Origin of the sequence: Pseudomonas sp. DP-17, from assembly GCF_022380625.1 — a bacterium.
Lineage (GTDB): Bacteria > Pseudomonadota > Gammaproteobacteria > Pseudomonadales > Pseudomonadaceae > Pseudomonas > Pseudomonas nitroreducens_A.
This window is the reverse complement of sequence record NZ_JAKSXG010000023.1, coordinates 1-25,360: the sequence shown is the minus strand read 5'-3', so window position 1 is coordinate 25,360 and position 25,360 is coordinate 1. Positions and strand designations below refer to the sequence as shown.

Annotated in this window: 23 protein-coding genes and 1 rRNA gene; 7 read left to right on the top strand and 17 right to left on the bottom strand. The window is 60.5% G+C overall.

Translation table 11 applies throughout. From position 1 onward, the window contains the following. The first annotated feature begins 50 nt into the window (after positions 1-50). The 4 genes from MJ122_RS29810 to MJ122_RS29795 are packed head-to-tail and all read left to right on the top strand — an operon-like array spanning position 51 to position 3,144. A complete protein-coding gene (locus tag MJ122_RS29810; protein ID WP_239747185.1) occupies positions 51-359 on the top strand; it encodes a DUF4031 domain-containing protein in 309 nt (102 codons plus the stop codon). Positions 360-397: 38 nt separating this feature from the next. Next, a complete protein-coding gene (locus tag MJ122_RS29805) occupies positions 398-1,408 on the top strand; it encodes a thymidylate synthase (RefSeq protein WP_239747184.1) in 1,011 nt (336 codons plus the stop codon). 50 nt (positions 1,409-1,458) lie between these two features. Then, complete coding sequence (locus MJ122_RS29800) at positions 1,459-2,208, top strand: hypothetical protein (RefSeq protein WP_239747183.1); 750 nt, start codon at positions 1,459-1,461, stop codon at positions 2,206-2,208. After that, positions 2,209-3,144, top strand: a complete 936-nt coding sequence (locus tag MJ122_RS29795) for a hypothetical protein (protein WP_239747182.1) — start codon at positions 2,209-2,211, stop codon at positions 3,142-3,144. Here MJ122_RS29795 and MJ122_RS29790 read toward each other — a convergent pair whose 3' ends face one another. The 13 genes from MJ122_RS29790 to MJ122_RS29730 all read right to left on the bottom strand — a co-directional run bounded on the left by MJ122_RS29790 (position 3,145) and on the right by MJ122_RS29730 (position 16,137). After that, entirely contained in the window at positions 3,145-4,233 is a 1,089-nt protein-coding gene (locus tag MJ122_RS29790; RefSeq protein WP_239747181.1) for an ImmA/IrrE family metallo-endopeptidase, read from the bottom strand. A 743-nt stretch (positions 4,234-4,976) separates the two neighbouring features. Beyond that, positions 4,977-5,669 carry an SOS response-associated peptidase gene (locus MJ122_RS29785; protein ID WP_239747180.1) on the bottom strand — a complete coding sequence of 231 codons (693 nt, stop codon included), beginning with the start codon at positions 5,667-5,669 and terminating at the stop codon, positions 4,977-4,979. An 81-nt stretch (positions 5,670-5,750) separates the two neighbouring features. Next, on the bottom strand, positions 5,751-6,131 hold the full coding sequence (locus MJ122_RS29780; RefSeq protein ID WP_239747179.1) for a hypothetical protein: 381 nt from the start codon (positions 6,129-6,131) through the stop codon (positions 5,751-5,753). Positions 6,132-6,151: 20 nt separating this feature from the next. Next, positions 6,152-7,153, bottom strand: coding sequence for an isocitrate/isopropylmalate dehydrogenase family protein (locus MJ122_RS29775; protein WP_239747178.1), 1,002 nt, complete (start codon positions 7,151-7,153; stop codon positions 6,152-6,154). Beyond that, a complete protein-coding gene (can, locus tag MJ122_RS29770) occupies positions 7,150-7,794 on the bottom strand; it encodes a carbonate dehydratase (protein WP_017519617.1) in 645 nt (214 codons plus the stop codon). The genes MJ122_RS29775 and can overlap by 4 nt, the downstream gene beginning before the upstream one ends. 64 nt (positions 7,795-7,858) lie before the next feature. Then, on the bottom strand, positions 7,859-9,103 hold the full coding sequence (locus MJ122_RS29765; protein WP_239747177.1) for a C69 family dipeptidase: 1,245 nt from the start codon (positions 9,101-9,103) through the stop codon (positions 7,859-7,861). After that, positions 9,078-10,550: a flavin monoamine oxidase family protein gene (locus MJ122_RS29760; RefSeq protein ID WP_345772991.1), complete on the bottom strand. Its 1,473-nt coding sequence runs from the start codon at positions 10,548-10,550 to the stop codon at positions 9,078-9,080. The genes MJ122_RS29765 and MJ122_RS29760 overlap by 26 nt, the downstream gene beginning before the upstream one ends. 166 nt (positions 10,551-10,716) lie before the next feature. Continuing rightward, a complete protein-coding gene (gene rimI / locus MJ122_RS29755) occupies positions 10,717-11,169 on the bottom strand; it encodes a ribosomal protein S18-alanine N-acetyltransferase (RefSeq protein WP_088421744.1) in 453 nt (150 codons plus the stop codon). Next, entirely contained in the window at positions 11,166-11,996 is an 831-nt protein-coding gene (locus MJ122_RS29750; RefSeq protein WP_239747175.1) for an energy transducer TonB, read from the bottom strand. Before MJ122_RS29750 ends, rimI begins: the two co-directional genes overlap by 4 nt. Positions 11,997-12,110: 114 nt before the next feature. Then, positions 12,111-12,641, bottom strand: a complete 531-nt coding sequence (locus MJ122_RS29745; RefSeq protein ID WP_172419307.1) for a DUF6160 family protein — start codon at positions 12,639-12,641, stop codon at positions 12,111-12,113. 3 nt (positions 12,642-12,644) lie between these two features. After that, entirely contained in the window at positions 12,645-14,219 is a 1,575-nt protein-coding gene (locus tag MJ122_RS29740) for a hypothetical protein (protein WP_239747174.1), read from the bottom strand. Position 14,220: 1 nt separating this feature from the next. Next, complete coding sequence (locus MJ122_RS29735; protein ID WP_088421748.1) at positions 14,221-15,303, bottom strand: hypothetical protein; 1,083 nt, start codon at positions 15,301-15,303, stop codon at positions 14,221-14,223. A gap of 228 nt (positions 15,304-15,531) precedes the next feature. Further along, entirely contained in the window at positions 15,532-16,137 is a 606-nt protein-coding gene (locus MJ122_RS29730; RefSeq protein WP_088421749.1) for a hypothetical protein, read from the bottom strand. A gap of 217 nt (positions 16,138-16,354) precedes the next feature. On the opposite strand from MJ122_RS29730, the gene mksB reads away from it, so the two are divergent. Genes mksB through mksF form a run of 3 tightly spaced genes read left to right on the top strand, consistent with a single transcriptional unit; the run spans position 16,355 to position 21,223 of the window. Next, complete coding sequence (gene mksB / locus MJ122_RS29725; protein ID WP_026078701.1) at positions 16,355-17,629, top strand: Mks condensin complex protein MksB; 1,275 nt, start codon at positions 16,355-16,357, stop codon at positions 17,627-17,629. Further along, entirely contained in the window at positions 17,619-18,392 is a 774-nt protein-coding gene (gene mksE, locus MJ122_RS29720; protein WP_239747173.1) for an Mks condensin complex protein MksE, read from the top strand. Before mksB ends, mksE begins: the two co-directional genes overlap by 11 nt. Beyond that, on the top strand, positions 18,389-21,223 hold the full coding sequence (gene mksF, locus MJ122_RS29715) for an Mks condensin complex protein MksF (RefSeq protein WP_239747172.1): 2,835 nt from the start codon (positions 18,389-18,391) through the stop codon (positions 21,221-21,223). Before mksE ends, mksF begins: the two co-directional genes overlap by 4 nt. A gap of 219 nt (positions 21,224-21,442) precedes the next feature. On the opposite strand, the gene MJ122_RS29710 is transcribed toward mksF, so the two are convergent. From MJ122_RS29710 to rrf, 4 genes are all read right to left on the bottom strand, one after another. After that, complete coding sequence (locus MJ122_RS29710) at positions 21,443-23,743, bottom strand: MlaD family protein (RefSeq protein WP_239747171.1); 2,301 nt, start codon at positions 23,741-23,743, stop codon at positions 21,443-21,445. Next, on the bottom strand, positions 23,736-24,356 hold the full coding sequence (locus tag MJ122_RS29705; RefSeq protein WP_088421753.1) for a paraquat-inducible protein A: 621 nt from the start codon (positions 24,354-24,356) through the stop codon (positions 23,736-23,738). The genes MJ122_RS29710 and MJ122_RS29705 overlap by 8 nt, the downstream gene beginning before the upstream one ends. Continuing rightward, a complete protein-coding gene (locus MJ122_RS29700; RefSeq protein ID WP_088421754.1) occupies positions 24,343-24,999 on the bottom strand; it encodes a paraquat-inducible protein A in 657 nt (218 codons plus the stop codon). Before MJ122_RS29700 ends, MJ122_RS29705 begins: the two co-directional genes overlap by 14 nt. Before the next feature lie 237 nt (positions 25,000-25,236). After that, a 5S ribosomal RNA gene (gene rrf, locus MJ122_RS29695) occupies positions 25,237-25,352 on the bottom strand. Positions 25,353-25,360 lie beyond the last annotated feature (8 nt).

The following is a 25,360-nucleotide window of genomic DNA, read 5'->3' as shown; positions in this document are numbered from 1 at the left end:
CAAACCTTACCATGCATAGCCCAGGATAACTTGATGCAGGAAGCAAATTGATGCCAATCTATGTAGATAATGCAAAGATAAAGTGGCGAGGAAGAGAGTGGTGTCACTTAGTTGCTGATACTGTCGACGAATTGCACGATTTCGCAATGTCTCTTGGTCTTAAACGGAGCTGGTATCAGCAAACAGCATCATATCCACATTACGATATTACATCAGCAACCCGAATTAAGGCGCTACAATTGGGAGCGCAGGTTGCAAGCAGAAAAAAAATCATCGAATGCGCCAAATCCCTTAAAATCCAACAAGGCCTGATAGAAGCCCAAACATCCGCACAAACACCCCAATTAAGTTTATTTTAAAAGCGACCTCACCAGGGCAGGCATAGAGGGGGATAAAATTGTATATCAAGGAAGAAACATTAGACGACCTTCTAAACAACGTATATTCAAAGCTCCTAAAGAAGAAAGGGAAAGTTGTCGCAACAAAAGGCAGCTTTAAGGAAATAACCGGCGCACTATTGCACCTAAAGAGACCGAGAGCCCGGCTAAGCCGAGCAGAAGGAAAAGGAAAGCTTTTTAGCTGTCTAGGAGAGCTTGCGTGGTATCTCTCCGGATCTAAAGACCTTAAATTTATAACTAGCTATATCCCCCTGTATAAAGAAAGTTCTGACGATAGAAAAACAGTTTACGGAGGATATGGCCCCAGGCTGGTCGGAACAGGGAGGAACAACCAGTTACACTCGGCTATCAGAATACTCAGTGAAAAGAACTCTTCCCGTCAAGCCGTAATCCAATTATTCGACGCAAAAGATATACTAAAACCGCATAAAGACATTCCGTGCACCTGCACACTCCAATTTCTAATCAGAAACAATAAGCTCCACATGTTTACCTCCATGAGGTCCAACGACGTCTATCTTGGACTTCCCCATGATGTATTCGCCTTTACAATGATACAAGAAATATTAGCTCGCTCCCTAGACTGCGAACTTGGCGAATACAAGCACTATGTAAGCAGCCTCCATCTTTATGAAAGAAATTTTGAAAGCGCAGAATCCTATATAAACAGCGGATTCCAGCAAGTAATTGAGATGCCAGAAATGCCAGTTGGCGATCCTTGGCCGAGCATTTCAGTATTACTGAAAGCTGAAGAGAAAATTCGCTCATCTGCTGACTTCAAATTAAACGAACTCGACATAGACCCTTACTGGCTGGATCTAATTAGAATCCTCCAGTTCTTCCACTTAACAAAATCACAGACCAATACTCATCTTGTAGATCCAATACTACAATCCATGAATAGCCGAATTTATAGTGCCTACCTAGAAAAAAGGCGAATGGAGAAGCTCGGCACAACTGAGAATTCCCCTACACAGTTAGAAATTCTCCTTGCCCAAGCAGCAAAATGAAAATGCAAAGAATAATAGAAGAACTGCTACGCATACTCCAAGACGACGTCATGAAAAACTCAGACGTCATAAGGTGGGGAGCACCAATCCCATCATTTGGGGATCCATCCATTGCGCAATTGGCCACTCTGGGATTAAACCCTAGCGATAAAGAGTATACAGACAACACCGGCATAGAATTAGACAATGACAATCGCCGATTTCACACCTTACATTCCCTAGGAATAGAAAGCTGGAAAAAAATTACTAGCGAACAACTCCATCTGATTGAAAAATCCTGTACCGAGTACTTCTTACGCAACCCATACAACAACTGGTTCAAACCACTTGACAGCATAATAAGTGGAACCTCAACGTCGTACTACAACAAGCTTTTCCATGCAGTCCATTTAGATCTAATACCCTTCGCCACCCAATCCAAATGGGCAAACTTAAAGCAGAGACAAAAAGATACACTGCTTAAATCATCCGAACATATTCTCGGCAAGATTCTAAAGGAAAGCCCGATTAAAGTTATTATACTCAACGGAAGTACCGTTGTAGAAAATTTCATAAAAATAACAAATACTCGACTAAACATACAACATATCCCAGAGTGGGATTTATCACGTGCAAGCTCGGCCAAGGTAAAAGGTATCGCATACCGAGGCGTCGTAAAAACTGTATCCAATATTAGTCTTGACTCACCAATCTTAGCCTTAGGATTCAATCACAACATCCAAAGCAGCTTTGGCGTAACAACTAAAGTTAGAAAATCCATAACCGACTGGGTAACGGAACATTCAGCCGAGGTACTTTAAATGCGAGAAAGAGATCGAGAGTTGGCACAAAATCTTGAAGATCAGCTAATTTTCTTCTCAAATGAAGTGCGAGCGCTTCCCGGAATCGATATTCCAGAGAACAGAGATTCGCTTATTGCGCAACTTGTTGACAGTATTAGACGGATTAGATTTGTGGAGACAATCCGGCGACGCAGGCTTAGCCCGCTTAGAGGAGATGCCAATAGCACAATCTTTGACCCGATTAAAGCCGCAGTCATTCACGTACAAAATGGAAACATCGAAGAAGCAAGCTGGCTGACATTTTTAGCCATACATTTTGGAAAAAGCAGCCAAGATGGCTGGGCACTTACACAAGCATTCTACAGTGCACTTGATCAGGGATTCACCTGGAACTGGAATAGAGCATCCTATAACCCAGATGCCGTTCTAGAATGGTTAGAGCAAAACTATCAAGAGCTTTCAAACAAAAACTTCCATTTCGGAAACCATAGAAAGTACGAATCAATAAATCCATCAAAAAGAAGTTTCACCGGACTAGTACTACGCAGCTACATCCTCTGGATTACAGATAATATTTCTCACGAAGAACTGTTTAGAAGAGCCATTGATAGCAACGACGGCAATCCACGAAGAGCATTCCGGAGTCTTTATAAATCGATGAATGCAGTTTACAGATTTGGGCGAATAGGGAAGTTTGACTACCTAACAATGATCGGAAAAATTGGAGCAACTCCCATCGAGGCGGACTCTACCTATATGGTAGGTGCAACCGGCCCCTATGATGGTGCAGTTCTACTTTTCACGGGCCAAGCGGCTATCGATATTCCGAGAAGAACTCTTGATAACTGGATAATCGAACTAGACGAACACGTAAATGTCGGAATGCAGGTACTGGAAGATGCCCTTTGCAATTGGCAAAAGTCACCATCCACATACAAGCAATTTAGAGGATAATTACTCTTCAGCCCACTTATATCGGACCTTCAGCTTTTGCATGTGATACGGTTTAATTATCCCTTGGTGCTGCAACTGCCCGACCACAATACCAGGGGATATTCCTAACTTTTTTGCAAACTTCAAAACCGCCCGCATATTATCTTTCAGGCCCGACAACTCATTTCTAAACTCAGCCGGAATTAATAAATTCTGCGAAAAAACATTTGCCTCAGCCTCACGCTCATCAATGCTCTCACTACCATTCTCTAGAAACACTGCATCTTCACCATGAAGGATTAAATGGCCTGCCTCATGAAAGAATGTGAACCAAAAGTGATCATCAGATAAATACCTGAAGCTAAGCATTAAAATAGCTTTATCAGGAGATATGAATTTGGTAGCTCCGCTGGCCTGGCACCCAGAGGGTGTTCGTGCAACTATTACAGCAACACCACACTCCGCACACATCCTTTGAAGCTCAGGAAGAAATACGCTTGGCTCAGGCTCAAGCGTTAGCGCACGAAGCGCTGGAAGAGCAGATATGAATTTATCTCTATTCCAGTCTTGGCAATCAACATACTCCGCCTCAGTTTCGCATTGTTTAATCCATGCTGCCACTGCCCCTAACTGCGGGCTAAACGCTTGAGACGTACGAAACTTAGCCAGTTCAGGGGTGCTTCTATACTCATCCTGCCACGTCTTAACATCTGGAACATCAAAGAAATTTAAGCAACTGATTAAATTCATCACCCGTGAGCGCGACTTTGGAATCCAACCATAGCGCTGCATGCTCGCTACCGGCAGATCAGATAACCACTGATCCTCCAACTCAGAAACCGGTGTGTTTAATACTTCTATAAAGTCTGTATAGAGCTTCTCTCGTCTCATCCAGAACCCCGGGGAAGCCCCCAAGATCTCAGACAACCGAACGGCCAGATCCCCATTAATTCTCACATCACCCTTTATCAGTGAATCAGCGAACTCCTGGCTACCACCCAACATACTTGAAAAACTGGAAAAGCTAATCCCCTTCTCAACTAAAACATCAGAAATAGTGTCACCCGGCGGACAAACTGAACCGTGTTTAAACTTCGAGACGTTAAGCATATTTAATTATGTCCATAAGTTTAATCCTGCGAACCTTTGTCCATTCTACATTGCCGTGAGCGTCAAGAGGCATATTCAGATCAACGGCGCAAAAAATTACAAAATACCCCTCATCCAACGCTATCGCGAAAGATCCAGGGGGTATTTTTGATTGAAAATCTATATGGAACGGAACATCAAAAAGATCATCTGCCAAGCAGATATCGTATATGCGCCGATAAAGTATTCTGATAACACCAAGGGGAAAGTACTTTTTACCGACAGATTCTTTCTCGCAAATATTCCTAATCTTCTTATTCAAATAAGATATATCCAGGGCCATTCTTATATCGCCCCGCGCGAAACAATCTCATGAATGATGGCCTGCACACTCATTCCTTCGAGAAGCCATATAAAGACTCAACCGTATCGTAAGGCGGCCATCAAGGTAAAGATCGCTAGAGGGCATTCGCCAGCGAAGCTGGCTTAATTCAGCACGTCGCAGCTCTCTCCAAACAACCTCATCGACTCCTTGCTTTGCGAAACCCGTGGCCTTGAGAAAGGACCGCTTGAAGTGACAACATGGTGGTGTCAACGTGAAAAAATGAGGTTTAGCCTGCTAGCAGGCCTGCCTGAAAGGCCCGATCTACGGTGACCCAGGGGAGGACGGGGGAGCTCTCATGCAATTCATAATGCTGGTGTCCCAGGTTCAAGTCCCGTTGTAGCCCCCTTTTCTCTTGCCCAAAGAAAACTGTCCGACTCGACTACTCCGAACTCTCGATCAACTCCCCCGAATTATTCTTCGTGTCATTCACCCGCAGCGACACCCGGTGCCCCGCAAAATCCTCCCGCGCATGGTGAATCAGGTCGCCCAGCGCATCTCCGCATGTGGCAGCAGATAGCCATTCCCCGAAGTTCTCCGGCGCCAGCACCACGGGCATGCGGTGGTGGATGTGTTCGAGGCTAGGGACGGCAGATTTGGTTAACAGGGCGCAGGAGAGGACGGGCTCACCGTTGGGGTTCATCCACAGGGACCGGAGGCCGGCGAAGGCGATGATGGGGTCGATGGGGCTGTGGATGAAGTACGGCTGGTGGACCTGGCGGCCGGCAGGGTTGCGCAGGGTTTCCTTTTCGTTCCATTCGTACCAGCCCAGTGCGGGCAGCAGGCAGCGGGTGCTGCGCAGGGCGTGGCGCCAGAGGGGTTTGCCGGCGGCGTCTTCGCTGCGAGCGTTGAAGGAGAAGCGCGGTGGGGTGGACTCCTTCCACCAGGCGGGAATCAGCCCCCAGCGTGCGGGCAGCAGTTCGAGCTGGCCACTTTCGTCGTGGCGCAGGATGGGCACGGTCATGGTCGGAGCGACGTTGTAGCAGGCCTCCAGCCAGCGTGGCGGTGTGCGCGCGCCGATATGCCAGTAGCGTTCGATGGCGGCCTCTTCGGGGCTGACGTAGCGTCCGCACATTGCCGGGCACCTTGGGGAAAGTGGTGCTTTTACCTTGGGTGGCTGGCGGAGGACTGTCCAGGCAGGGCGACAGATGTCACATCAACACTGCCGAAGAATTTCCAGTAGCGCCGGCCGGGTGTATTTCTCCCACGGGACGGTTTCCGGCACGTCATCACGCCGCAGGTACTCTCCTTCATCGAAGGCCTGATAAATGGAGAACGCTGGCTGGGGAGTGGGACCTTGCACGGCCAACTCGACAATCAGGTCCAAGCAACCATTCATCACGCTATCGCAGAATTCGAAGCTCAAGGCGCCGTCGATAAAGTGCTTCGCCAAAACGATGGATAGCTCATTGAGCAGATCGGCGACCGGCAGTCCGGTCTGCCCAACGTATGGCTCCAGATCAGATCGAGCTATTCCGATCTCTGCCGCCTTGCGCCAAAGCGCATGAAACTCCGGATCACTCAAACAGCAAAGCATTCACGCACTCCTTTGCTCGCTTACATCAACCGCTGCAAGACACCCTGCCCGATCACCCGCGTCGTCTCGCCCCCGAAGTCCACACTCCCCTCCTCCCGCAGAAACGCATCCACCGCCCCATCGACTCGCTCCGCCAACTCCGGCAATTGCCAGTAATGCCGCAGCAACATGCCAGCACTGAGGATAGTTGCGAGCGGGTTGGCGCGGCCGCTGCCGGCGATGTCGGGGGCGCTGCCGTGGACGGGTTCGGCCAGGGCGAGGCCGGCGCCGAGGTTGAGCGAGGGTGCCAGGCCCAGGCCGCCGCCCCAGTGGCTGGCGAGGTCGGAGAGGATGTCGCCGAAGAGGTTGGTGGTGACGATCAGGTCGAAGGCTTCGGGGCGTTCCACCAGTTGCAGGGCGGCGACGTCGACCAGGCGTTCGTCGAGTACATCGCTCCAGCCATCTTCGGCCAGCCGGTCGCGGCAGGTGTCGCGGAACAGGCCGCAGGTCAGCGGCAGGACGTTGGCCTTGTGCACCAGAGTGATGCGCCGGGCGTGACGCACGCGGGCCAGTTCGGCGGCGCCAGCGGCGAGGCGTTCGCAGGCGGCGCGGGTGATGACCCGCTCGGCGATGGCGACCCCATCGGCTTCCCAGTGTTCGCGGCCGCTGTAGAGGCCTTCGCTGTTTTCCCGCAGAACCAGCAAATCAATGCCGGCGCGCGGCGAGACCACCGGGCGCGAGCGCACAGGCCGCAGGTTGAGGTTCAGCGCCAGCGTCTGACGCAGGCTGAGGATGGCGCTGCGGTAGCCTTCGACCTTGTGGCTGGGAGAAGACACGGCGCCGAACAGCCCGGTGCCGCAAGCGCGCAGGCTCTCATAGGTCGCATCGGGAACGGAGGTGCCGTGGCGCTGGAAGCAGTCCCACCCGGCTTCGGCTTCCTCTACCTGCAGGTTGGGCAACAGGCGTTGCAGCACCTCCACGGCGACGGGCACGACCTCGCGGCCGATGCCGTCACCTGGGATGACGCAAAGGCGGTAGTTCAAGACTGGCCGAGCGGGCGCAGGCGGTACTGCGGCGGCAACTGGTCGAGGCCGCTGACGGTGACGTTGAGGTCCTTCCAGATGCCGTCCTTGATGCCGTAGATGCAGCCGTGCACGGAGAGCTTCTGGCCGCGGTGCCAGGCGTTCTGGACGATGCTGGTGTGGCTGACGTTGGCGACCTGCTGGATGACATTGAGCTCGCAGAGGCGGTCGACGCGCTCTTCTTCCTTCTCGAACTGGGCAAGGTGGTCGCGGTATTCGTAGGCGAGGTCGCGGATGGTGCGCAGCCAGCCGTCGATCAGGCCGAGCTGGGTGTGGTGCAGCGCGGCACGCACGCCGCCGCAGCCGTAGTGGCCGGTGACGAGGATGTGCTTGACCTTGAGCACGTCGACGGCGAACTGGATGACCGACAGGCAGTTGAGGTCGGTGTGCAGTACGACGTTGGCGACGTTGCGGTGGACGAACAGGTCGCCGGGCAGCAGGCCGACGATCTGGTTGGACGGTACGCGTGCATCGGAGCAACCGATCCACAGGTATTCGGGGGTCTGCTGGCGGGCCAGTTTGGCGAAGAAGTCGGGGTCCTCCTGCTTGATGGCTTCGGCCCAGCGGGCGTTGTTGTCGAACAGTTCCTGCAGATCGCTCATGTCCGGCTCCTCATCATTTGGCTGGCCGCACCTTACGCAGGGTGGGCGTGGCTGACAAGCCGAGTCAGCGCACAGTGTTCAACCGCCACCAGCGTGGCGGGCGCGGCGCATGCTGCAGCGCCAGCTGATGCCAGGCGTCGTGCCAGGCCTGGCCTTCGGCGGCGAGGCGCGGCCAATCCAGCGTGCGCCGATCCAGGGCACTGAGCAACTCGGTTTCCAGCCAGCCATGGCCGGCACGCAGGGCATCGGCGAAGCCGGGGTCGGCCAGGGCGCGCTGGTGCACGGTTTCGAAGCGCCACCAGAGGGAATCCTCCACTGCGTCGGTTTCGCCGCTGAGCAGCCCTTCCCCGGCGCGCTCCTCGAAGCCCAGCGGCTGAAAGATGGACAGGCAGGGGGCGGAGGTCGCAGTCGCGGCAAGGCGCGGAGAGTCACCATCGAGCCGGGCGATGAGGCTGGCGGTGGTCTGCGAGGGGCGCCAGAAGCTGCCGGCGTGCAGGCAGATCTGCCGGTTGTCGTGCAGGTTGAAGCGGTGTCCGCGGTGGCCGTGGCTGCGCAGGGCGACGACCAGCGCCAGCCAGTCGACCTGGGCCGGACAATGGGTGAGGAAATCTTCGTTGAGCTGGCGGCGCTGGTGCGCGCCAGCAACCCAGGGCAGCACGCGGCTGTCGAAAGCGCGGGCAAAGTGGAAGTCGCCGCGGCCGTTCCAGCAGCCGAAGCGGCGCGCCTGGGTTTCCAGGTGGGGGCTGGCGAGATCGTATTCATGGCCCAGGGTCAGGGCGTTGGAGATAGCCCAGCGCTCGACCTTCTTCGCGGCCCACAGGCGACCGGCGGTTTCCAGCACCCAGGCTTCGTCGCGGTCGGCGATCAGGTAGCTGTTGTCGTAGCGCATGCGCTTGTTGCGGTAGCCCGCCGGGCCGCCCTGGCCGTGGCGCTCCAGCAGCTCGGTGATCACTGCCAGGGCCTCGCGGGCGCTGCCTCCACGCTCCAGGCCCAGGCGCAGCAGGTCCATGCCGAGCAGGGCTTCGCCGTCGCGCAGGGTCAGCCGGGTGAACACGGCTTCGTTGCCGATGGCCACGCCCTTGTCGTTGACGCCCATCTCGGCGCCCCACAACCAGACCGGCTGGCTGAGGATGACGCCGTGGCGATTGGCGGTCTGGGGGATTTGCAGGTAGCTGGTGCGCACCGTGGCCGCGCTGTCGCCCTGTACAGCGTCCAGGCGGATCAGGCGTTGCGCTTCGGCGGGCTCGCGGTCGCTGTTCTTGGCGAACCAGGTAGCCCCGCCGCTACGCAATACCAAGGTGTCGCACATAATCTTCCTCCCCATGATCTTCCCGCGCGCCGAGCACTTCCCGCGCCGCGCGCTCACCGGCCTCCACGGCCCCGTCGAAATAGCCCATCCAGCGCGTCGCCGTTTCGGTGCCGGCGAAGTGCAAACGCCCGTAGGGCTCGCGCAGGCGCGCCGCGCCGCTGCTCCACAGCCCCGGCGGGAACAGGGCGGCATAGCAGCCCCGGGCGAACGGCTCCTCGGCCCAGGATTTGTCCACGTAATCCACCGGTTGCAGCGCCTGCTCGCCGAAGTAGCGGGCGAAGCAGTCCAGCACCTGGCCGCGGCGATCACCGGCGGGCCGGGCATTCCACTGTCGCGCCTCATCGCCTTCGATGAAGCCCAGCAGCACACCGCGTCCGGAGTCGGGGACGCTGTTGTCGAAGGTCAGGCGCACCGGACCGGTCTCGCTGGTGGCCTGCCCGGAGAGGTTGCGCTCGCGCCAGAAGGGCTTGTCGTAGAGCGCCATGCATTTGATGACCGCGCCCTGGGGCAAGCGCTGCAGGAGTTGGTCGCGCCAGCTGGGCAACAGCGGCTCCTGGGTGATGCGCAGCAGTTGCGTGGGCGGGATGGCGAAGATGACGTGGCCGGCCTGGTGCGTGCCGCGGTCGGTCACCAGTTCGACACGGCTGCCGTCCTGGCGCACGGCGCGCACGGGTTCGCCGGTATGGACGTCGCCGATGCGCTCGGCCAGGGTTTCGCTGATCCGCTGGGAGCCGCCGAGAATGCGCTCCTGCTGGGCACCGCCTTCGACGCCGAGGATGGTGTCGAGATTTGTGCCGCCGTGGATATAGAAGAGGACATGCAGGAACGAGAGGTCATGGGGGCTGGCGGCGAACACGGCGCCGCACATCAGCTGGAAGACCTTGCGCCCGGTGGAAGTGCGCACATTGCGCCGCAGCCATTCGGCGAAGGTGAGGCTGTCCCACTGCGGCGCCTTGGGGTGGAGGCTGGGGTCGCCGAGGGGGATTTCCCGCGCCATGCGGTCCAGGCGGACATGGGCCTGAAGAACATCGAGCAGGACGTGGGGAGGAAACTTCGGAATGGTGCCGCGATACGGCCTGAGCCGGTCGCCGAAAAGGGTGAGGTTGTCGCCCTGGTTCCATTGCGGATAGGTGGACAGGCCGAGTTCGGACAGCAGGGAAAGGACGCGATCCTGGGTCGGGCCGACCCATTGGCCGCCCACCTCGACCACCTCGCCGCTGGCGAAGCGATGGTTGAGGGTGCGCCCACCGACGCGCTTGTTGGCCTCGATCACTTTCACCCGTTGCCCGGCTTGCGCCAGACGCCAGGCCGCGGTCAGCCCCGAAATACCGGCGCCCACCACGATCACATCGCTGCGATTCATGTTTGCGACCTTATTGTTCTTGTTCTTATTGGTCTTAAGGGTAAGCCAGGAAACGTCCTCGGAAAAACCCGATTGGCAGGAAATTTCTCAATAATTGCGAGGGAATCGAGGCGGCGGATTCCTACGCTTTGTCAAACATGCGGAGTAGACCTGCTGGAGCGGGCGATGCGCCTGCTCCTACACATGTACATGTCTGGCCCGGGAGCTTTCTTAGGATGGGTCAGCGCGAAGATGCCCGCTTGGCGGGTGCTCAGTCGACCAGCGTGCAGGCCATCACCAGGGCGTCTTCACGACCACCGACGGCCGGGTAGTAATCGCGGCGGCGGCCGATTTCGTTGAAGCCATAGCGCTCGTAGAGGCGATAGGCAGGGCCGTTGGAGGCGCGGACTTCGAGGAAGCATTCCACCCCGCCCTTTTCGCGGGCGCGCTTCATCAGGTGTTCCAGCAGCGCCAGCCCCAGGCCGCGGCCCTGGCTTTCGGGCTTCACCGTGATATTGAGCAGGTGCGCTTCATCGAGGATCAGCTGGATCACGCCGTGGCCGACCTGCTGGGTACCCTCGAACATCACCCAGCATTCGTAGCTCTTCAGCCCGTCGGCGAAGGTGCCGCGCGTCCAGGGGTGGCTGAAGGCGGCGTATTCGATCTTGAGTACGGCATCGAGGTCCGCCTCGGTCATCGGGCGGAAGGAAACGGCGTCGCTCATGCAGGGGTCTGACTCATCCAGCGTTGCCGCACCCGGCGCATGGCGCGCCACAGGTCGGCTTTCAAAGTGGGTTCTTCGGCCAGGCGCTCGAGGCCCGGCACTGCCCAGGCTACGCCCAGGCCTTCGACCTGCAGTTCGCGCAGCAGGGATTCTTCATCGCCTTCGCCGGCGAAGCGCACGGCAGGCATGCCGACCAGCCACAGGCAGGAGCAGGGGGCGCCCTCCTCCAGCCGCGCAGCGACGAAACCCTGGACGAACTCGCGGGCGGCTTGCGGGCCCTGGTCCATGTTGCCGCGGGAGAACAGCGGCCAGCGCACGGGCTCGCCCATCAGTTGCGGGCTGTCCGGCAGGCCAGCGGCGCGCAGCAGGTCCTTCAGCAGCAGATAAGCCGGATCGCGACTGGCCAGCGGCTCGCCGGTGGGCAGTTCGACGAGCAGGATGCATTCGCCGGCGCGCAGCAGTTGCAGGGCGAAGCGCGGCGGCGGGGCAACCGGAGCGCGGACAGCCGGTTCGGCTTCCGCCTCGGCCGGCTCTTCAGCCTTGATCGGCGAGAGCTTGGTCGGAGCAGCGACCTTGGGCAGCAGGCGCGCTGCAATGGAGCCGGGCTCTCCGGCGGCGACCGGCGCTGCCGAGGGGGCAGCCACCGGCGCGGCAGCCTCGCGGGCCACGGCCGCAGGCGCAGGGGCCGCCGGCTCGGCCACGCCCGGCGCGGGCATCTCCAGCAGTTCCGGGCGCGACGGGGCGGCGAACGGCAGCACCACGCGCGGCAGCCAGCTGGCGACCTGCATGGCGCCAAGGTAGGCGCGGCGACGGGCTTCTTCGATCAAGGGGCGTTTACCTGTGGGTGGTGCCTGCACGGGCAGGCCAACACGACAAGGCGGGATTGTCGCGTGAAACGCGCCGGGGGGAAAGGCCGGCGGGCGGAGCGCGCGCCGATTCGCTTACGGGGTGCCGAAGACGTAGACGTTGCCGGTGAGCTTGACCGCGCCGGTGGCCTGGTAGGTGAGCAGGTTGGTCTGCTGCAGGCCGCTGCCGGACACCTTGCCCTGGTTGGCGCCACCCAGGGTGAACTGCAGGTTGCTGGCGCTGGCGTTGGTCAGGCCGATCTTCATGGCCTGCCGGTTGAACAGCGCACCGTCGCCATTGAAGCCGTTGTTGATGGTCACCATGTCGATGGACATGCCGTCGAAGCTGAAGGTGCCCTTGATGTTGTCCAGCACGATGTAGCCGGTGCTGTTGAGCGGCTGGATCGCCAAGCGCGCGCCGCAGCCGCCGCTGCAGCGGGTATCGGCGGTGTTGGCGGCGAGGTTGAAGTTGACGCTCAGGCTGACGCCGTCCTGGCCGCTGACGTCGGCCATTTCGCTGTCGTCCAGGCCGCGCATTTCGCCATGGGCGGTAGCGGCGGCCAGCAGGAACAAAGATGCCAGGAGTCGGCTCGGAAGGCGTGCGGTGTTCACGGCGAGTCTCCTCATGCGCTAGCGCGGCAGGTTGACGGTGCGGACGTTCAGGTAGTCGATGCGCAGGCCGCGAATGGCCTGGGAGCCGACGTCGGTGCCACTGATGTTCAGGTTGCCGATGCTGATATTGCTCTTCTGCACGTTCTGGTAGAAGGCTTCGTGGTTGGCCCAGGTGACGCCTGGCGCGCTGAGCATCAGGTCGCCGTTGCTGGCCACCGAGAGCGTCGCCGGCTGGTAGTTGGCGTCGCCCAGGTTGAGGTCGAAGTAGACGTTCTTGGCCACCACCTTGTTGCTGTCGGCGCAGTTCTCGCAGCCGGCGATGATCAGCTTGTCGGCGTACATCTGCAGGCTCATGGAGGCCTTCAGGCCAGCCGCGTCGCCCCACAGGTTGAGGTAGGAGCCGTTGAGGGTGAAGTTCTCCAGGGCGATGGAGAAGAAATCGGTGCGGGTGCTGGTGGCGCCAGCGCTGCCGTCGCTGTTGTAGGCGGTGCTGGGCAGGGTGAATTTGGTGGCGATGCCGATATCCAGGCCCTGGATGCGCGTGCCGGAGGCGTTCTGCATGGCGCCAGCCACCAGTTGCACGGTGGCGACGTTCTTCTCGGTGCGGGTAATGGTGCCGCTGACGCAGGTGGTGGCGCTGCCGCCTTGCGCGCCGCAGAGCTGGACGAACTTGTCGTAGTCGCTGGCGCGCTGGCTGAGGGTGACGCCGTTGCGGCTGACGTTCCAGGAGGCGCTGAGGTTCTGCTGGGCGGTGGTGAGGTCCTTGGTGCTGGCGTCGTAGGTATCCACCGAGGCGTTGTAGTTCTTCACCGCCGTGTTGTTGCTGCACGCGAGGATGGCGCCGCAGTCGTATTTCTCGCCAATGGTGGCCGGGCGGTCAGCGCAGAAGATCAGGCCGCACACCTGCGCAGGGGCGTTGTTGTAGCTGGTGGTCATGGCGCTGTAGTTGTTCTTCTGCACCACCTGCGCGGCATCCACCTCCGCCTTGCGCTGGTTGACCACGACCATGTCGGCATCGATGCCGCTCTTGAGGCCGATCATGTTGTTCGAATAGGTGCTGAGCAGCGTATCGCGCTGGGTCTTCAGCGCGCTCAGCTCGGTATTGATCCGGGTGGTCGCCTGGTTCGGGCTGGTGCAGCCGGCGTCGCCATACAGGCAGCCCTGGTAATAGGACCAGAGGCCGAACTTGTGGGTGTCGTTGATCGGGTCGGTCCAGGTCGGCGTCATTAGCTGCAGCGCTTCCTGGTTGGCCGGGATGTTCAGCCCCGCCTTGTACTTCACCGGGCCGAGGGTGAAGGGGTGCAGCGGCGTGCCGAGGTAGGCCTTGGTGTCCAGCGTGCCGCGCTGGCTGCCGGCGCCCTTGATGTAGGCGCCGGTAATGTCGACCTGCACGTCCTGGTTGGCGCTGTTCTTCACCCCGGTGATCTTCGACGTGGCTGTGGCCTGGTCGTAGCTGAAGCCATCGATGAAGAAGCCCAGGCCGGCGCCGCTGACTTCTTCCAGCTGGTCGTCATCCAGGGCCTTCATGCCCAGAGCCGGCAGGCTGACCAGGCAACCGGCGAGGCAGGCGAGTACCGCTGTGCGCCAGCTCATGTCAGCAGCCCGCCGCTTGCGAGCCCATGCAGGTCGGCTGCCGAGGCAGACCGCGCAGGGCGTCGTAGAGGTTGATCAGAATCGGGTAGACCGCATCCGCACCGCTGCCCACTTTAGGGAAGTTGGCGAAGGCGCCGGACTGGGTGTTGACGAAATTGCCGGCGTTGGCGAGGTCCTGCCAGGGCACGTTCTGGTTCTGCAGGGAGAAGAAGATGCCCTGGGCGCCGGTGTTGATGTCGGTGGAACCAGGCTTGCCGATGTAGATGGTCTTGTAGTTGGTCAGGTCGAAGCAGGTAGTCAGGCCCAGCGCCTGGCAGTTGTTGGTGGTCGACAGGGTCGGGATCAGCGCGGCGATCAGGCCGCCGGCGTCGGAGTGCAGCGAATCGCCCTTGGCGATGCCGATCTGCTCGGCGCGGTTGATCGGCTGGCCGTTGATGGTGGCCTCGCCGGTACCAGCCTTGAGCAGCACCACGTCGGCGTACACCGGGGTATCGCCGGCCACGGCCAGCGCCAGGCAGTTGATGAGGTTCGGGCAGCCATTGCGGGTGTAGTAGTCGTAGGCGATGGAGGCCGGGCCGTAGATCTGCCCCTGCAGGTTGCCGGTGATCGACAGGATGTCGCCGGAGAGATCGCCCTGCGCCTTGCCGAAGCCGACCCGCGCGCCCACCAGCTGGCGCACACCGTTGTTCGTCTGGAAGGCGAACTCGACGTAGGGGTCGCGGATCTGGAACGGCACCACCTTGGCATCCGGGGAGTTGGCGTTGTCGATCCGTCCCAGCGCGAAGTTGTTGATCAGGATGTCCGCCGGCTGGCCGGAAACCGTGGTCGAGCCGGTGCGGCTGTAGTTGCCCAGGCTCAACTGGTCGATATTGGTCAGCAGGCTGACGTCGGCGCCGAAATTGAGCCGGGTGTACTGGTAGTTCTGGTAGGTGGAGGCGTCGACGGTGAGCATCGCACCCTGGCCGGAGATGGCGGACAGCTCTTCATCGTCCATCGACTGCATGCGCGCCTGGGCGGAAAAGGCCAGCAGGCCGCCACAGAGCAAGGCAAGGGCACGCATGAGCGGACCGGAGGACTGACGCATGGCACTCTCCTTTCCCGGTGCCCCGTCGTGCAGGGCACCTGTTGTTATTCGTCGGGCGTATCGGGTCAGGAAACAGGTCGAGACTCGGCGCCGTGATGCCACTATAGGAATTCACCCGCCACGGCGGGCCGACCCATAGTCGAGTAAATCGCTTCGAACGATAGACGAGGAAAGGAAAGTCCGGGCCAGGTTGTTACCCATCGTCACACCCGGGTGACAGCCGCAGGCCTACTGGTGGCGGAACAGGCCGATCAGATGCTCGGCGATCGCGCCCTTGATGGCGTCCAGGTTCAGCCGCGAATGGGCCTGCAGCCTGGCGATGTTCAGGCGGTGCAGGTGCAGCGAGGGCATGCGCGCCTCGTACTCGCGCAGGTCGCCCTTCACCAGCACCGGCAGGAAAATATCCCCACGCATGCGGTAACGGTTGATCAGCAGCTTCAGGCCGTCCTGGAAGGGCAGCTCTCGCGAGGCCACCAGCCTGTGCTCGGCTGGGATCTTCAGGTAAAGGCCGCTGTAGCCCATGGTCTCGCCGGGCAGGATGTGGATGCCGGTGGGCTCCACCGCGTCGCCAGGGATGTCGTGGAAGGTGTCGAACCAGGCCTGCTCGTCCGGGAGGATGGTGATGCCGCCTTCCTGGCTCTCGGGGATCACGAAGCTGTAGTTGCTGTAGAGCTTCTCGACATACGACGAGTAGATGCACAAGCGATTCTCGAAGCGCTGCAGGAAGGCGATGGCTTCGTTGCGATCGGTGATCGCATCCAGGTCCCAGTCGAGGTCGTTCTGGCGTTCCAGTTCGGCCCAGCGGGCTTTGGCGAGTGCGGCGTCGTAGGTCATGTGCGTAAATCAGACTCTGATAACTAGGTCTCTGATACAGACTTTGGCAAAAAACTTGCCAGAAAATTCAGCCAGTTAGGCCTCATTTTCCGTGAGATGCATCACACGGACGCTGCTCGTGCAGTCGCAAACTGACGCGTTTCGTCACCCTGTCGGCCAGGGGTAGGCCTTTGCAGTACAATCGCTCCCTTTGTTCATTCCGGGCCCAACCAAGCCGATGATCGACCCACGACGCGTACTACGCGCCCTTGCCGAACACTGGGTGCTGCTCGAACCGCTGTGCGAGCGCTTCGACGCCGGCACCCTGAGCCTGGTGGAGCTGCGCATCCAGCTCACCAGCCAGTTGCCCGACAGCACCCCGGTGGACATCACCGCCCTGCTCGACCAGTGGGTTCGCCTGGACATCCTCGTCCCGGTGGCCAAAAGCCCCAACCGCTTCGAGCTGAACGCGCAGATCCACGACTTCCTCGCCTACCTGCGCCAGGAGCACCGCCTGGGCCTGTGCCTGGAGATCGAAGCCTACCTGCGCCACCTTGAACGTCTGGCCGGCTACATCCGCGAAGCTTTCGAGGCACGCGACGGCAACGACCTGGCCCGCCAGTTGCGCCTGCTCGACATGCGCGTGCGCGATGTGCTGAAGAAGCTTGCCAACGACGAACAGGCGCTGGTTGCCGTGGCCGAACGGGCCAAGACCCAGGACCGGCAGATTCCGCTGCGCCAGCGCTACGCGGAAGTCCTGGCGACCTGGGACGAGTACGTCGAACCGATGATCCAGCTGGTTTCCGCCGACGGCGCCTTCGAACAGGGCGTGCATCGGGTGGAACAGGTGCTGCTGCGCCTGCTCAGCGAACAGGCTCGCCTGGGCCAGTTGGTCGATGACGACCAGTTGCTGCGCACCCACGCGCGCATTCTGGAAATGCAGACCACCGCCCAGCTCACCCTGCGCCGCGCCCGCGAACTGTTGCTGCCGCTGCGCGAGGAAGCGCGTCGGCACAACGCGATTACCCGCGGCGCCGCCCTGGCGTTGTCGGTCATCCGCCGCAAGGGCATCGACGCCGTGCCGCAAGCCGCGCTGCCGATGTTCACCCGGCCGCAGAGCAATTTCCTCGGCACCGCCTCGCAGGTCGAGAGCTACGTCTTTGCCCTCGCCAACTTCCAGCCAAAGCCCGCGCACTTCCCCAAGGCCAGCGGCAATCGCAAGAGCGATGGTCCGCAGCGCTCGCCGCGCACCGCCCGGGAAATGCTCGACCGCTGCCAGGCCGCGCTGCCGCTGCCGGACCTCATGCAGTGGCTGCTGGAACAGGAGCCCGAAGGCGCCACCGACGAGCTGCTCTACTGGTTCTCGCGCCTTTCCCGTGATGCCCGCTTCCAGCGCGACCGCCTCGAGCGGGCCCAATACGACACTCTCCAGCACAGCGTCAGCCTGTGCTCCTTCGCCCTGATCGCCGGCCCGGCTGGCAAGGACACCAAGAGCGAACAGCATGCAGATTAATCTCACTGAAATGACCCAGCTCGCGCCGATCTTCCGCGAGCTGTTCAAGGGCTTCCACATCAGCCGTCGCGACCCGGAGCTGTACAGCCAGCTGTCCAACCAGCAGGACGCCTACCGCGCGCTGTTCCGCAGCCTGGGCTATGAGCTGGTCTGCGATACCCGCGGCTTCTACTACTTCGTGCCCGAGCAGATCGGCGCCCAGGTGAACAAGACCGCCCAGCGCCTGGCGCTGTTCACCTTCATCCTCGTCGAGCACCTGGCCGACCAGGGCCGCGACCCGCTGGCCGTCCTCGATGGCGGCAGTATCGGCCGCGACGAGCTGCCGCCACTGCTGGAGAAATACCGCGACCTGTTCCTGCAGGCCGAGGTCACCACCCAGGAGGAACTGGAAGAGAAGGTCATGCGCCGCCTCACCCAGCTCGGCTTCGCCGCCGAGGACAACGGCGTGTACCGTTTCCTGCCGCCGATCCACCGCTTCCTTGACGTCTGCCTGTCGGTCCAGCAGGACCGCGACCTGGCCAGCAACCTGCACGCCAGCGAAATGCAGTTCAGCGCCCCGGTGCTGATGGAGGAAGACGACGAGCCGGTGGTGATACTCGAGTCCTACGCCGAGGAACCGGCTGCCGACAGCGAAGACGCCATCATGGTGATCGACGAACCAACCAGCGTTGCTGATGCGGTCAAGCCTGAGCCCGCCGAAGAAGAGAGCGAAGAAGACGCCCTCGCCCGCGCCATCGCCGAAGAACAGGAGGCCCAGGCATGACCCAGGAACGCTACGGCATCCGCCGCTTCGCCCTGCTCAACACCGCCGGCTACAGCCTCGGCATCTTCCCGCTGGAACAGCCTTTGTCGGTGTACGGCGCGAACAACCTCGGCAAGTCGGCATCGATCAACGCGCTGCAGTTCCCGATCCTCGCGCGCATGTCCGACATGAGCTTCGGCAAGTACAGCCTGGAAGCCTCGCGCAAGTTCTACTTCGCTACGGACACCAGCTACATCCTCATCGAGCTGGACCTGCCCAACGGCCGCCATGTGATCGGCGTCGGCGGCCGCGGCCCGGGCGGCGGCTTCGGCCACCAGTTCTTCGCCTACCAGGGCGAGCTGGACCTGGAGCACTACCAGAAGAACGGCACCTGCCTGCGCCTGCGCGAGCTGTACGCCAACCTCGAGCGCGAGGGCATCAAGTCCTACGAGCTGAAGCCCGACGAGTTGCGGCGCCTGCTGGTCGGCGGCCACACCTCGATCCCGCTGGACCTCACCCTGATCCCGCTGCGCTCCACCAGTGAACAGAGTCTGAAGACCTTCCGCTCGCTGTTCATCAACCTGCTGCACATGCGCGAGATCACCGCGGCCAAGCTCAAGCAGCTGTTCCTCGATGCCTTCGAGCACAGCCTGCGCTCGGGGAGCGTCGACTACATCGCCGCCTGCGAGGAAGCGTTCCGGGACGTGCGCCGCATGGAGGGTGACTACCAGGCCCTGGTCGCCGCCGGTCCGCTGGTGGAAGCCCTGGCCAACGGCGTCCAGCAGCGCGAAATCCTGCGCGGCAAGATGCACCGCCTCTCGCCACTGCTGGATAACCTGCTGGGCACCTGGGAAGACTACTCCGGCGCGCGCAAGGAAGAGCTGGTCATCCAGGCCGAGCACTACAAACGCGAGCAGGACGGCCTGCAGAACGAACAGCGCGGCAGCACCGCCGAACTGATGCGCCTGGAGCGAGAGATCAGCGAAATCCAGCGCTGGATGGGTGAGCTGGCCGTGCTGAAGAACCGCTTCGCGCTGGTCGACGACGTCAAGGTGCTGGAGCAGCAGCTGCTCGCCGCCAAGGACGCCCACGACGAACTGGCCGGCGCCCTGGCGCACTCCCGGCAGTTCTCCAGCGAAGACCTGGAAGAGCGCATGCGCGATCTGGAGAAGCGTCTCAAAGGCGTTCGCCAGCAACTCGAACATGCCGACAACAACAGCTACGCCCGCCTGCGCGAGGAGTTCTCCCAGCAGGACGTCGAGCGCCTGATGCGCCTGTTCAACGGCGCCCTGTTCAGCCTGCCGCTGGGCGACAAGGGCGTGGACCTGGACGAGGCCGGCCAATGGGTCGGCAGCGTCGAAAAAATCCTCGATGCCTTCAAGGGCGAGCGCTTCGAAGTGCCCGGCCTGACCATCGACCTCTCCACCATCGAACCGCCGGCCCTGCAGGCCCTGGCCGACCGCGCCGCCCTGCGTGACCAGAAGGAGCGCCTGGAGAAGGAGCTCAAGCAGCTCAAGACCCAGCAGGCCGTGGCCGCCGACCGCAATGCCAGCAAGGCGCAGGCGGACAAGCTGTATCAGGACGTGCTCGATGCGCAGAAGGCACTGGAAGACTTCCGCCGCAGCCAGACCCTGAGCGCCGAGGAACCGGGCAAACTGGAGCACTTCGCCCAGCTGGAAGCTACCCAGGACGAACTCAAGCGCTCCGCCGACGCCTTCACCGAACGCGTCCAGCAGCTCTCCGCCAAGTTGCAGCTGATCGGTCGCCAACTGGCCGACATGGAAGCCAAGCAGCGCACCCTCGACGACGCCCTGCGCCGTCGCCAGTTGCTGCCGGCCAACCTGCCCTTCGGCATCCCGTTCATGGACCCGGTCGACGACTCGATGGACAACCTGCTGCCGCTGCTCAACGACTACCAGGACACCTGGCAGTCGCTGCAGCGCGTGGACGGCCAGATTGAAGCGCTGTACGCCCAGGTACGCCTGAAGGGCGTGGCCAAGTTCGATAGCGAGGACGATCCGGAGCGTCGCCTGCAACTGTTGATCAACGCCTACGCGCATCGCACCGACGAAGCCATGACCCTGGCCAAGGCACGCCGTGCGGCGGTCACCGACATCGCCCGCACCCTGCGCAACATCCGCAGCGACTATGACAACCTGGAACACCAGCTGGCGCTGTTCAACCGCGAGATCAACAAGCGCCAGGTGTCGAACCTGCAGAGCTTCCGCATCGTGCTGGCGCCGAACAAGGACGCGCTCAAGCACATCGACCAGATCATCCACAGCGCCGGCCAGTACGAAGAAGGCGAGAACCTCTCGGTCTTCGACCTGACCCAGAGCGCCGAGCAGGATGCGAAGAACGAGGAAGCCAAGGATTACCTGTCGCGCCTGGTGGCGGCGAACAACAACCAGCTGGGCCTGAAGGACCTGTTCGAGTTGGCGTTCGAAATTACCAAGATGGGCGGCCAGCCGATCATGCACACCGATATCGACGGTGCGGCGTCCAACGGCACCACCATGACCATCAAGGCGCTGACCAACATGTACCTGTTGTTGCACCTGATGGACCGTGAGCAGGCCGGTCGTATCCGCCTGCCCTACTACCTCGACGAGGCGGCGGATATCGACGAACGCAACCAGTCCGCACTGCTGGAAACCAGCCTGCAACTGGGCTTCGTGCCGATCCTGGCGAGCGTGAAACCACAGGTCTCGGCCCAGGTGGCCATCGACCTGGAAGGCGGCAGCGGCCCCAACGGCATCTACATCGACGAGGCGGACTGGAAGTACATCCGTCGTCGTGACACCGAGAAAGCCGCCCACAACGATGTGAAGGCGAGCGCCGAGCCGGCATGATGCACTTGCAGCGTTGAAGAAAAAGCCCCGCAATGCGGGGCTTTTTCTTGCGTGCTTTTTGTGGGAGGGGTTGAGCTTGCGATCCCCATGCTGTCCTGCCGACCACACCGATGGGTATCGCTGCGCGCCGCGTCATCCTGCGAGTACTACTCACGCTTCGTTTGTGCGCGTTTCATGAAAAGGGCCGCATTCGCGGCCCTGTTCCTGTCAGGCGTCAGCTCATTGGGCCTTGCCCAACGGAATCTTCGGTGCCCAGTCCAGCCACTCGTCGTTGGCCTCGTCGAACAGCGCAAAGGTCTGCCCCGGTTTGGCCGGCGAGCCCATCTCGGTGTTGTTCGGCGTAGCAAAAGCCACCCCGCCGGCGAGGATCGTCTCCATCGACTCGGTGCGCACTTTCACGCCCTTGAACAGCCCGGCATCCACGCCAACGCCGCTGGTGTTCCAGAAGCGGCTGCCGGTACGTACCAACGGCGCGTAGCGCGGCTCGATCAGGACGTGGATCAGAACGCGGTCAGCGGTCTCGCCCAACTCGAAGGAGGTCACCTTACCCACCTGCACCTCGCGGTAGGTCACCGGCACCCCCGCTTTGAGCGAGCCTCGACGCGCCGCGCTGAGAGTCAGGCGCAGGCCGTCCGCATCCAGCAGGCGATTGGGTTCGCCGCCGAGCAGGCTGAAGCTGGTTTGCGCCTGGCCCGCCTTGGGCGCCGGCAGAACCTCGATGTACTGCCCGCTGACGATGGTGCCCAGGTTACTCACGCCGGCCAACCCCACCTGCGGCCCCACCACCCAGAAGCGCGTCCCCTGGCGAGCGATGCGATCAGCTGCACGGGTAAGGCGCACTTTCAACTGCACGGTTTGCAGGTCCTTGCTCAGCTCAACCTGCTCCACCCGGCCAACTTCCAGACCCTTGAAGCGCAGCAGGGTACCTTCCTTCAGTCCATCGGCTGTGTCGGCACGCAGCTCGATCACCTGGCCCTTGAGATGCGCATCATCCTCGCTGTCGAACAGCACGAAGCGACGCACCTTGGTGATCGGCGCCGCCTTGGGGTCAGGTGTATCGAACGCGATACCGCCGGCAATCAGCGTCTGCAACGACTCGCTCTTCAGCTTGATTCCGTCCAGCCCGCCACTGATGGTGACGCCGCTGATGTTCCAGAAGCGCGAAGAGGTGTTCACCAGCTTGGCGTACTCCGGCTCGATGTGCACACCGATGACCAGCCGCGTCGGATCGCGACGGGACAGCTGATAGCTCTGCACGCTGCCAACCTTCATCTGGCGGTAGAGAATCGGGGTACCGACCTCCAGCGAACCCAACTGGTCCGTGGTCAGCACCAGGTGCAATCCCGGCGCATCGAGATTCAACGGGGGTGCCTTCGGACGGATGACGAAATCGCGGGTCGGCTCACCGTCGCTGGCAAAGCGCACGCTGAGGTAATTGCCCTTCACCAATGCTTCGAGCCCGGTGATACCCGCCAGCGAGATGCTGGGCTTAACCATCCAGAACTCGGTCTTGCTGTTGAGGAAGTCTTCGGTCCGGGGGTCCATGGACAAAGTGGCGGTAGCACCATTGAAATCCTTATCCATATCGATGCTCTTCACCGTACCGACCTGCACACCGTTGTACATCACCGGAGTGCTACCGGCGGTCAGGCCGCTGACATCACTGACCTTCACCTTGACGCTGAGCCCGGCCTGGGCGGCATCGAAATCCTCGTACAGACGGAAAGGCTTGGTGGGATCGGTGGGCGGGCTATCCGGATAATTCTCCGGCGTGGAGAAAGCGATGCCACCTGCGGCAATGCTCGCCAGCGATTCGGTGCGCAGCTTCAGACCGCTCAGGCTGCCCGACAGGGTAATGCCGCTGGCATTCCAGAACCGAGTGTGCTTGCGCACCAGATTGGCGTAGGCCGGTTCTATATGGATCTTCACCTCGATGGTTTTCTGGTCCTCCGCCAGCCGATAGCTCTTAACCTGCCCGACCTGGATCTGCCGGTAGTAAATGGGGCTGCCCTGTTCCAGAGACCCCAGGCGGTCTGCCTTCAGCGTCAAGTGCAGGCCGGGCAGGCTATCGGAGAGCGGCGGCGGCTCCTTCAGCGCAGTGAAGTCTTTCTGCTGCTCGCCCTTCACGGGGTCAATCGCGATGTAGTTGCCCGAGACCAATGTCTCCAGGCCGGTGACCCCGGCGATAGACACCCGCGGCTTGACCAGCCAGAAGCGGGTCCCCTTGCTCAGGTAGTCGGCGGCTTCCTTGCGCATCTCCACGGTCGCAGTGACGCCCAATGTCGGCTTGTTCACATGCAGGTCCACCACCTTGCCGACGCCGATCCCCTTGAAGATCACCTCAGTCTTGTTGGCCTGTATCCCCTCGCCGCTTTCGAACTGGATGTTGATCACGATCCCGGCCTGATCATAAGCACGCCAGGCCAGCCAGGCTCCAATCGCCAGTGCGATCAGTGGCAGGATCCAGATTGCCGACCAGTTGGTGGTCTTGCGCATCTTGGGTTTGGGGAGATCACTCATCGTCGTTTTCCGCGTCCGTGTTATCCCAGATCAGCCGGGGATCGAAAGTCACTGCAGCCAGCATGGTAAGGACCACCACACTGGCGAAGGCGGCCGCACCGAGATTTGCCTCGATGCTGGCCAGGTTTCCGAAGCTCACCAGCGTCACCAGAATCGCGATGACGAAGATGTCGAGCATCGACCAGCGGCCAATCCACTCGATGAAGCGATACATCACATTCCGTTGCAGGGCGGAAAGCGGCTGACGCCGCTGCACCGAATACAGTAGCAGCGCCAAGCCGACAAGCTTGAAAGTGGGCACCAGGATACTGGCCACGAACACGACGGCGGCGATGGGCACCATGTCGGCATTGATCAACTCCACCACGCCCTCCATGATCGTCGCCGGCATGCCGTTGCCGAGGAAGTTAACCGTCATGATCGGCAGCAGGTTGGCGGGGATGTAGAGGATCGCTGCGGTGATCAGCAACGCCCAAGTCCGAATGATGCTGTTGGGCCTGCGCTCATGCACCACGGCACCACAGCGACTGCAATGGGTCTCGTCGTCTTCCTCGCGCCGATTGAGTTGGTGGCATTCGCCACACACGACGATCCCCGCATCAATGGCTCGCATCGTCGAACTCCCCGGACAACTCGCCCCAGACCTGATGGTGGGACATGGTGACTTCCAGCCAAACCTGGGTGAACAGCAGCCCTACGAAACAGGCCAGGCCAACGCTGACGTGCAATTCCGCCATGCCGATCAATTTGACGATGGAAACGAGGATGCCCATCAGGTACACCTCCAGCATTCCCCATTCCCGCAGATGCTGATAGCCGCGCAGCAGCAACATGCCATGTTCACGCAGCGCCTTGTAGCGGATGGACACCAATACGAACAACTGGCACAGCAGCTTGGCCAGCGGGATCACCATGCTGCACAGGAACACCAGGATGGCGACGCCAGCCATGTTCGAGTGATAGAGGCCTACGACCCCGCTCCAGACAGTATCCATGCTGGTCTGACCAAGGATGGTGATGTGCATGATCGGCAGGAAGTTTGCCGGGATGTACAGGATCAGCGCCGTCAGCACCAACGCCAGGGCACGCCGGACCATATGGGGCCGGTGGATTTCCAGTTCGTATCCGCAACGCGGGCAAACTGATCGGTGCCCGAGGGGAACGGGCTCGCGGCGCATCAACAGGTCGCACTCATGGCAAGCCGTCAACTCGTCCAGAGGCAGATCCTGCAAGGCATGACCTTCGATATCGGGCATGTAGAAACTCAGGGAAAATTTGACGCTATTGTAGACGACGCAACTGCATCCCCGGTGCCCAACACATGCCTCAAAATTTATGGAGAAACTAACAGGAGCGACTCTGGCCTTCCGTTTGGAGCACATCCCCCCATGGCCGCCGACTGCGCGAGGGCAGCGCCGACTCCTGGCTTTTTTTCCCGCGCGCAAAAGCAAAACCCCCGGCCAGCGAAGCTGACCAGGGGTCTTGGGATAGGAGCTTGACGATGACCTACTCTCACATGGAGAAACTCCACACTACCATCGGCGATGCGTCGTTTCACTACTGAGTTCGGGATGGGATCAGGTGGTTCCAACGCTCTATGGTCGTCAAGCAATTCTT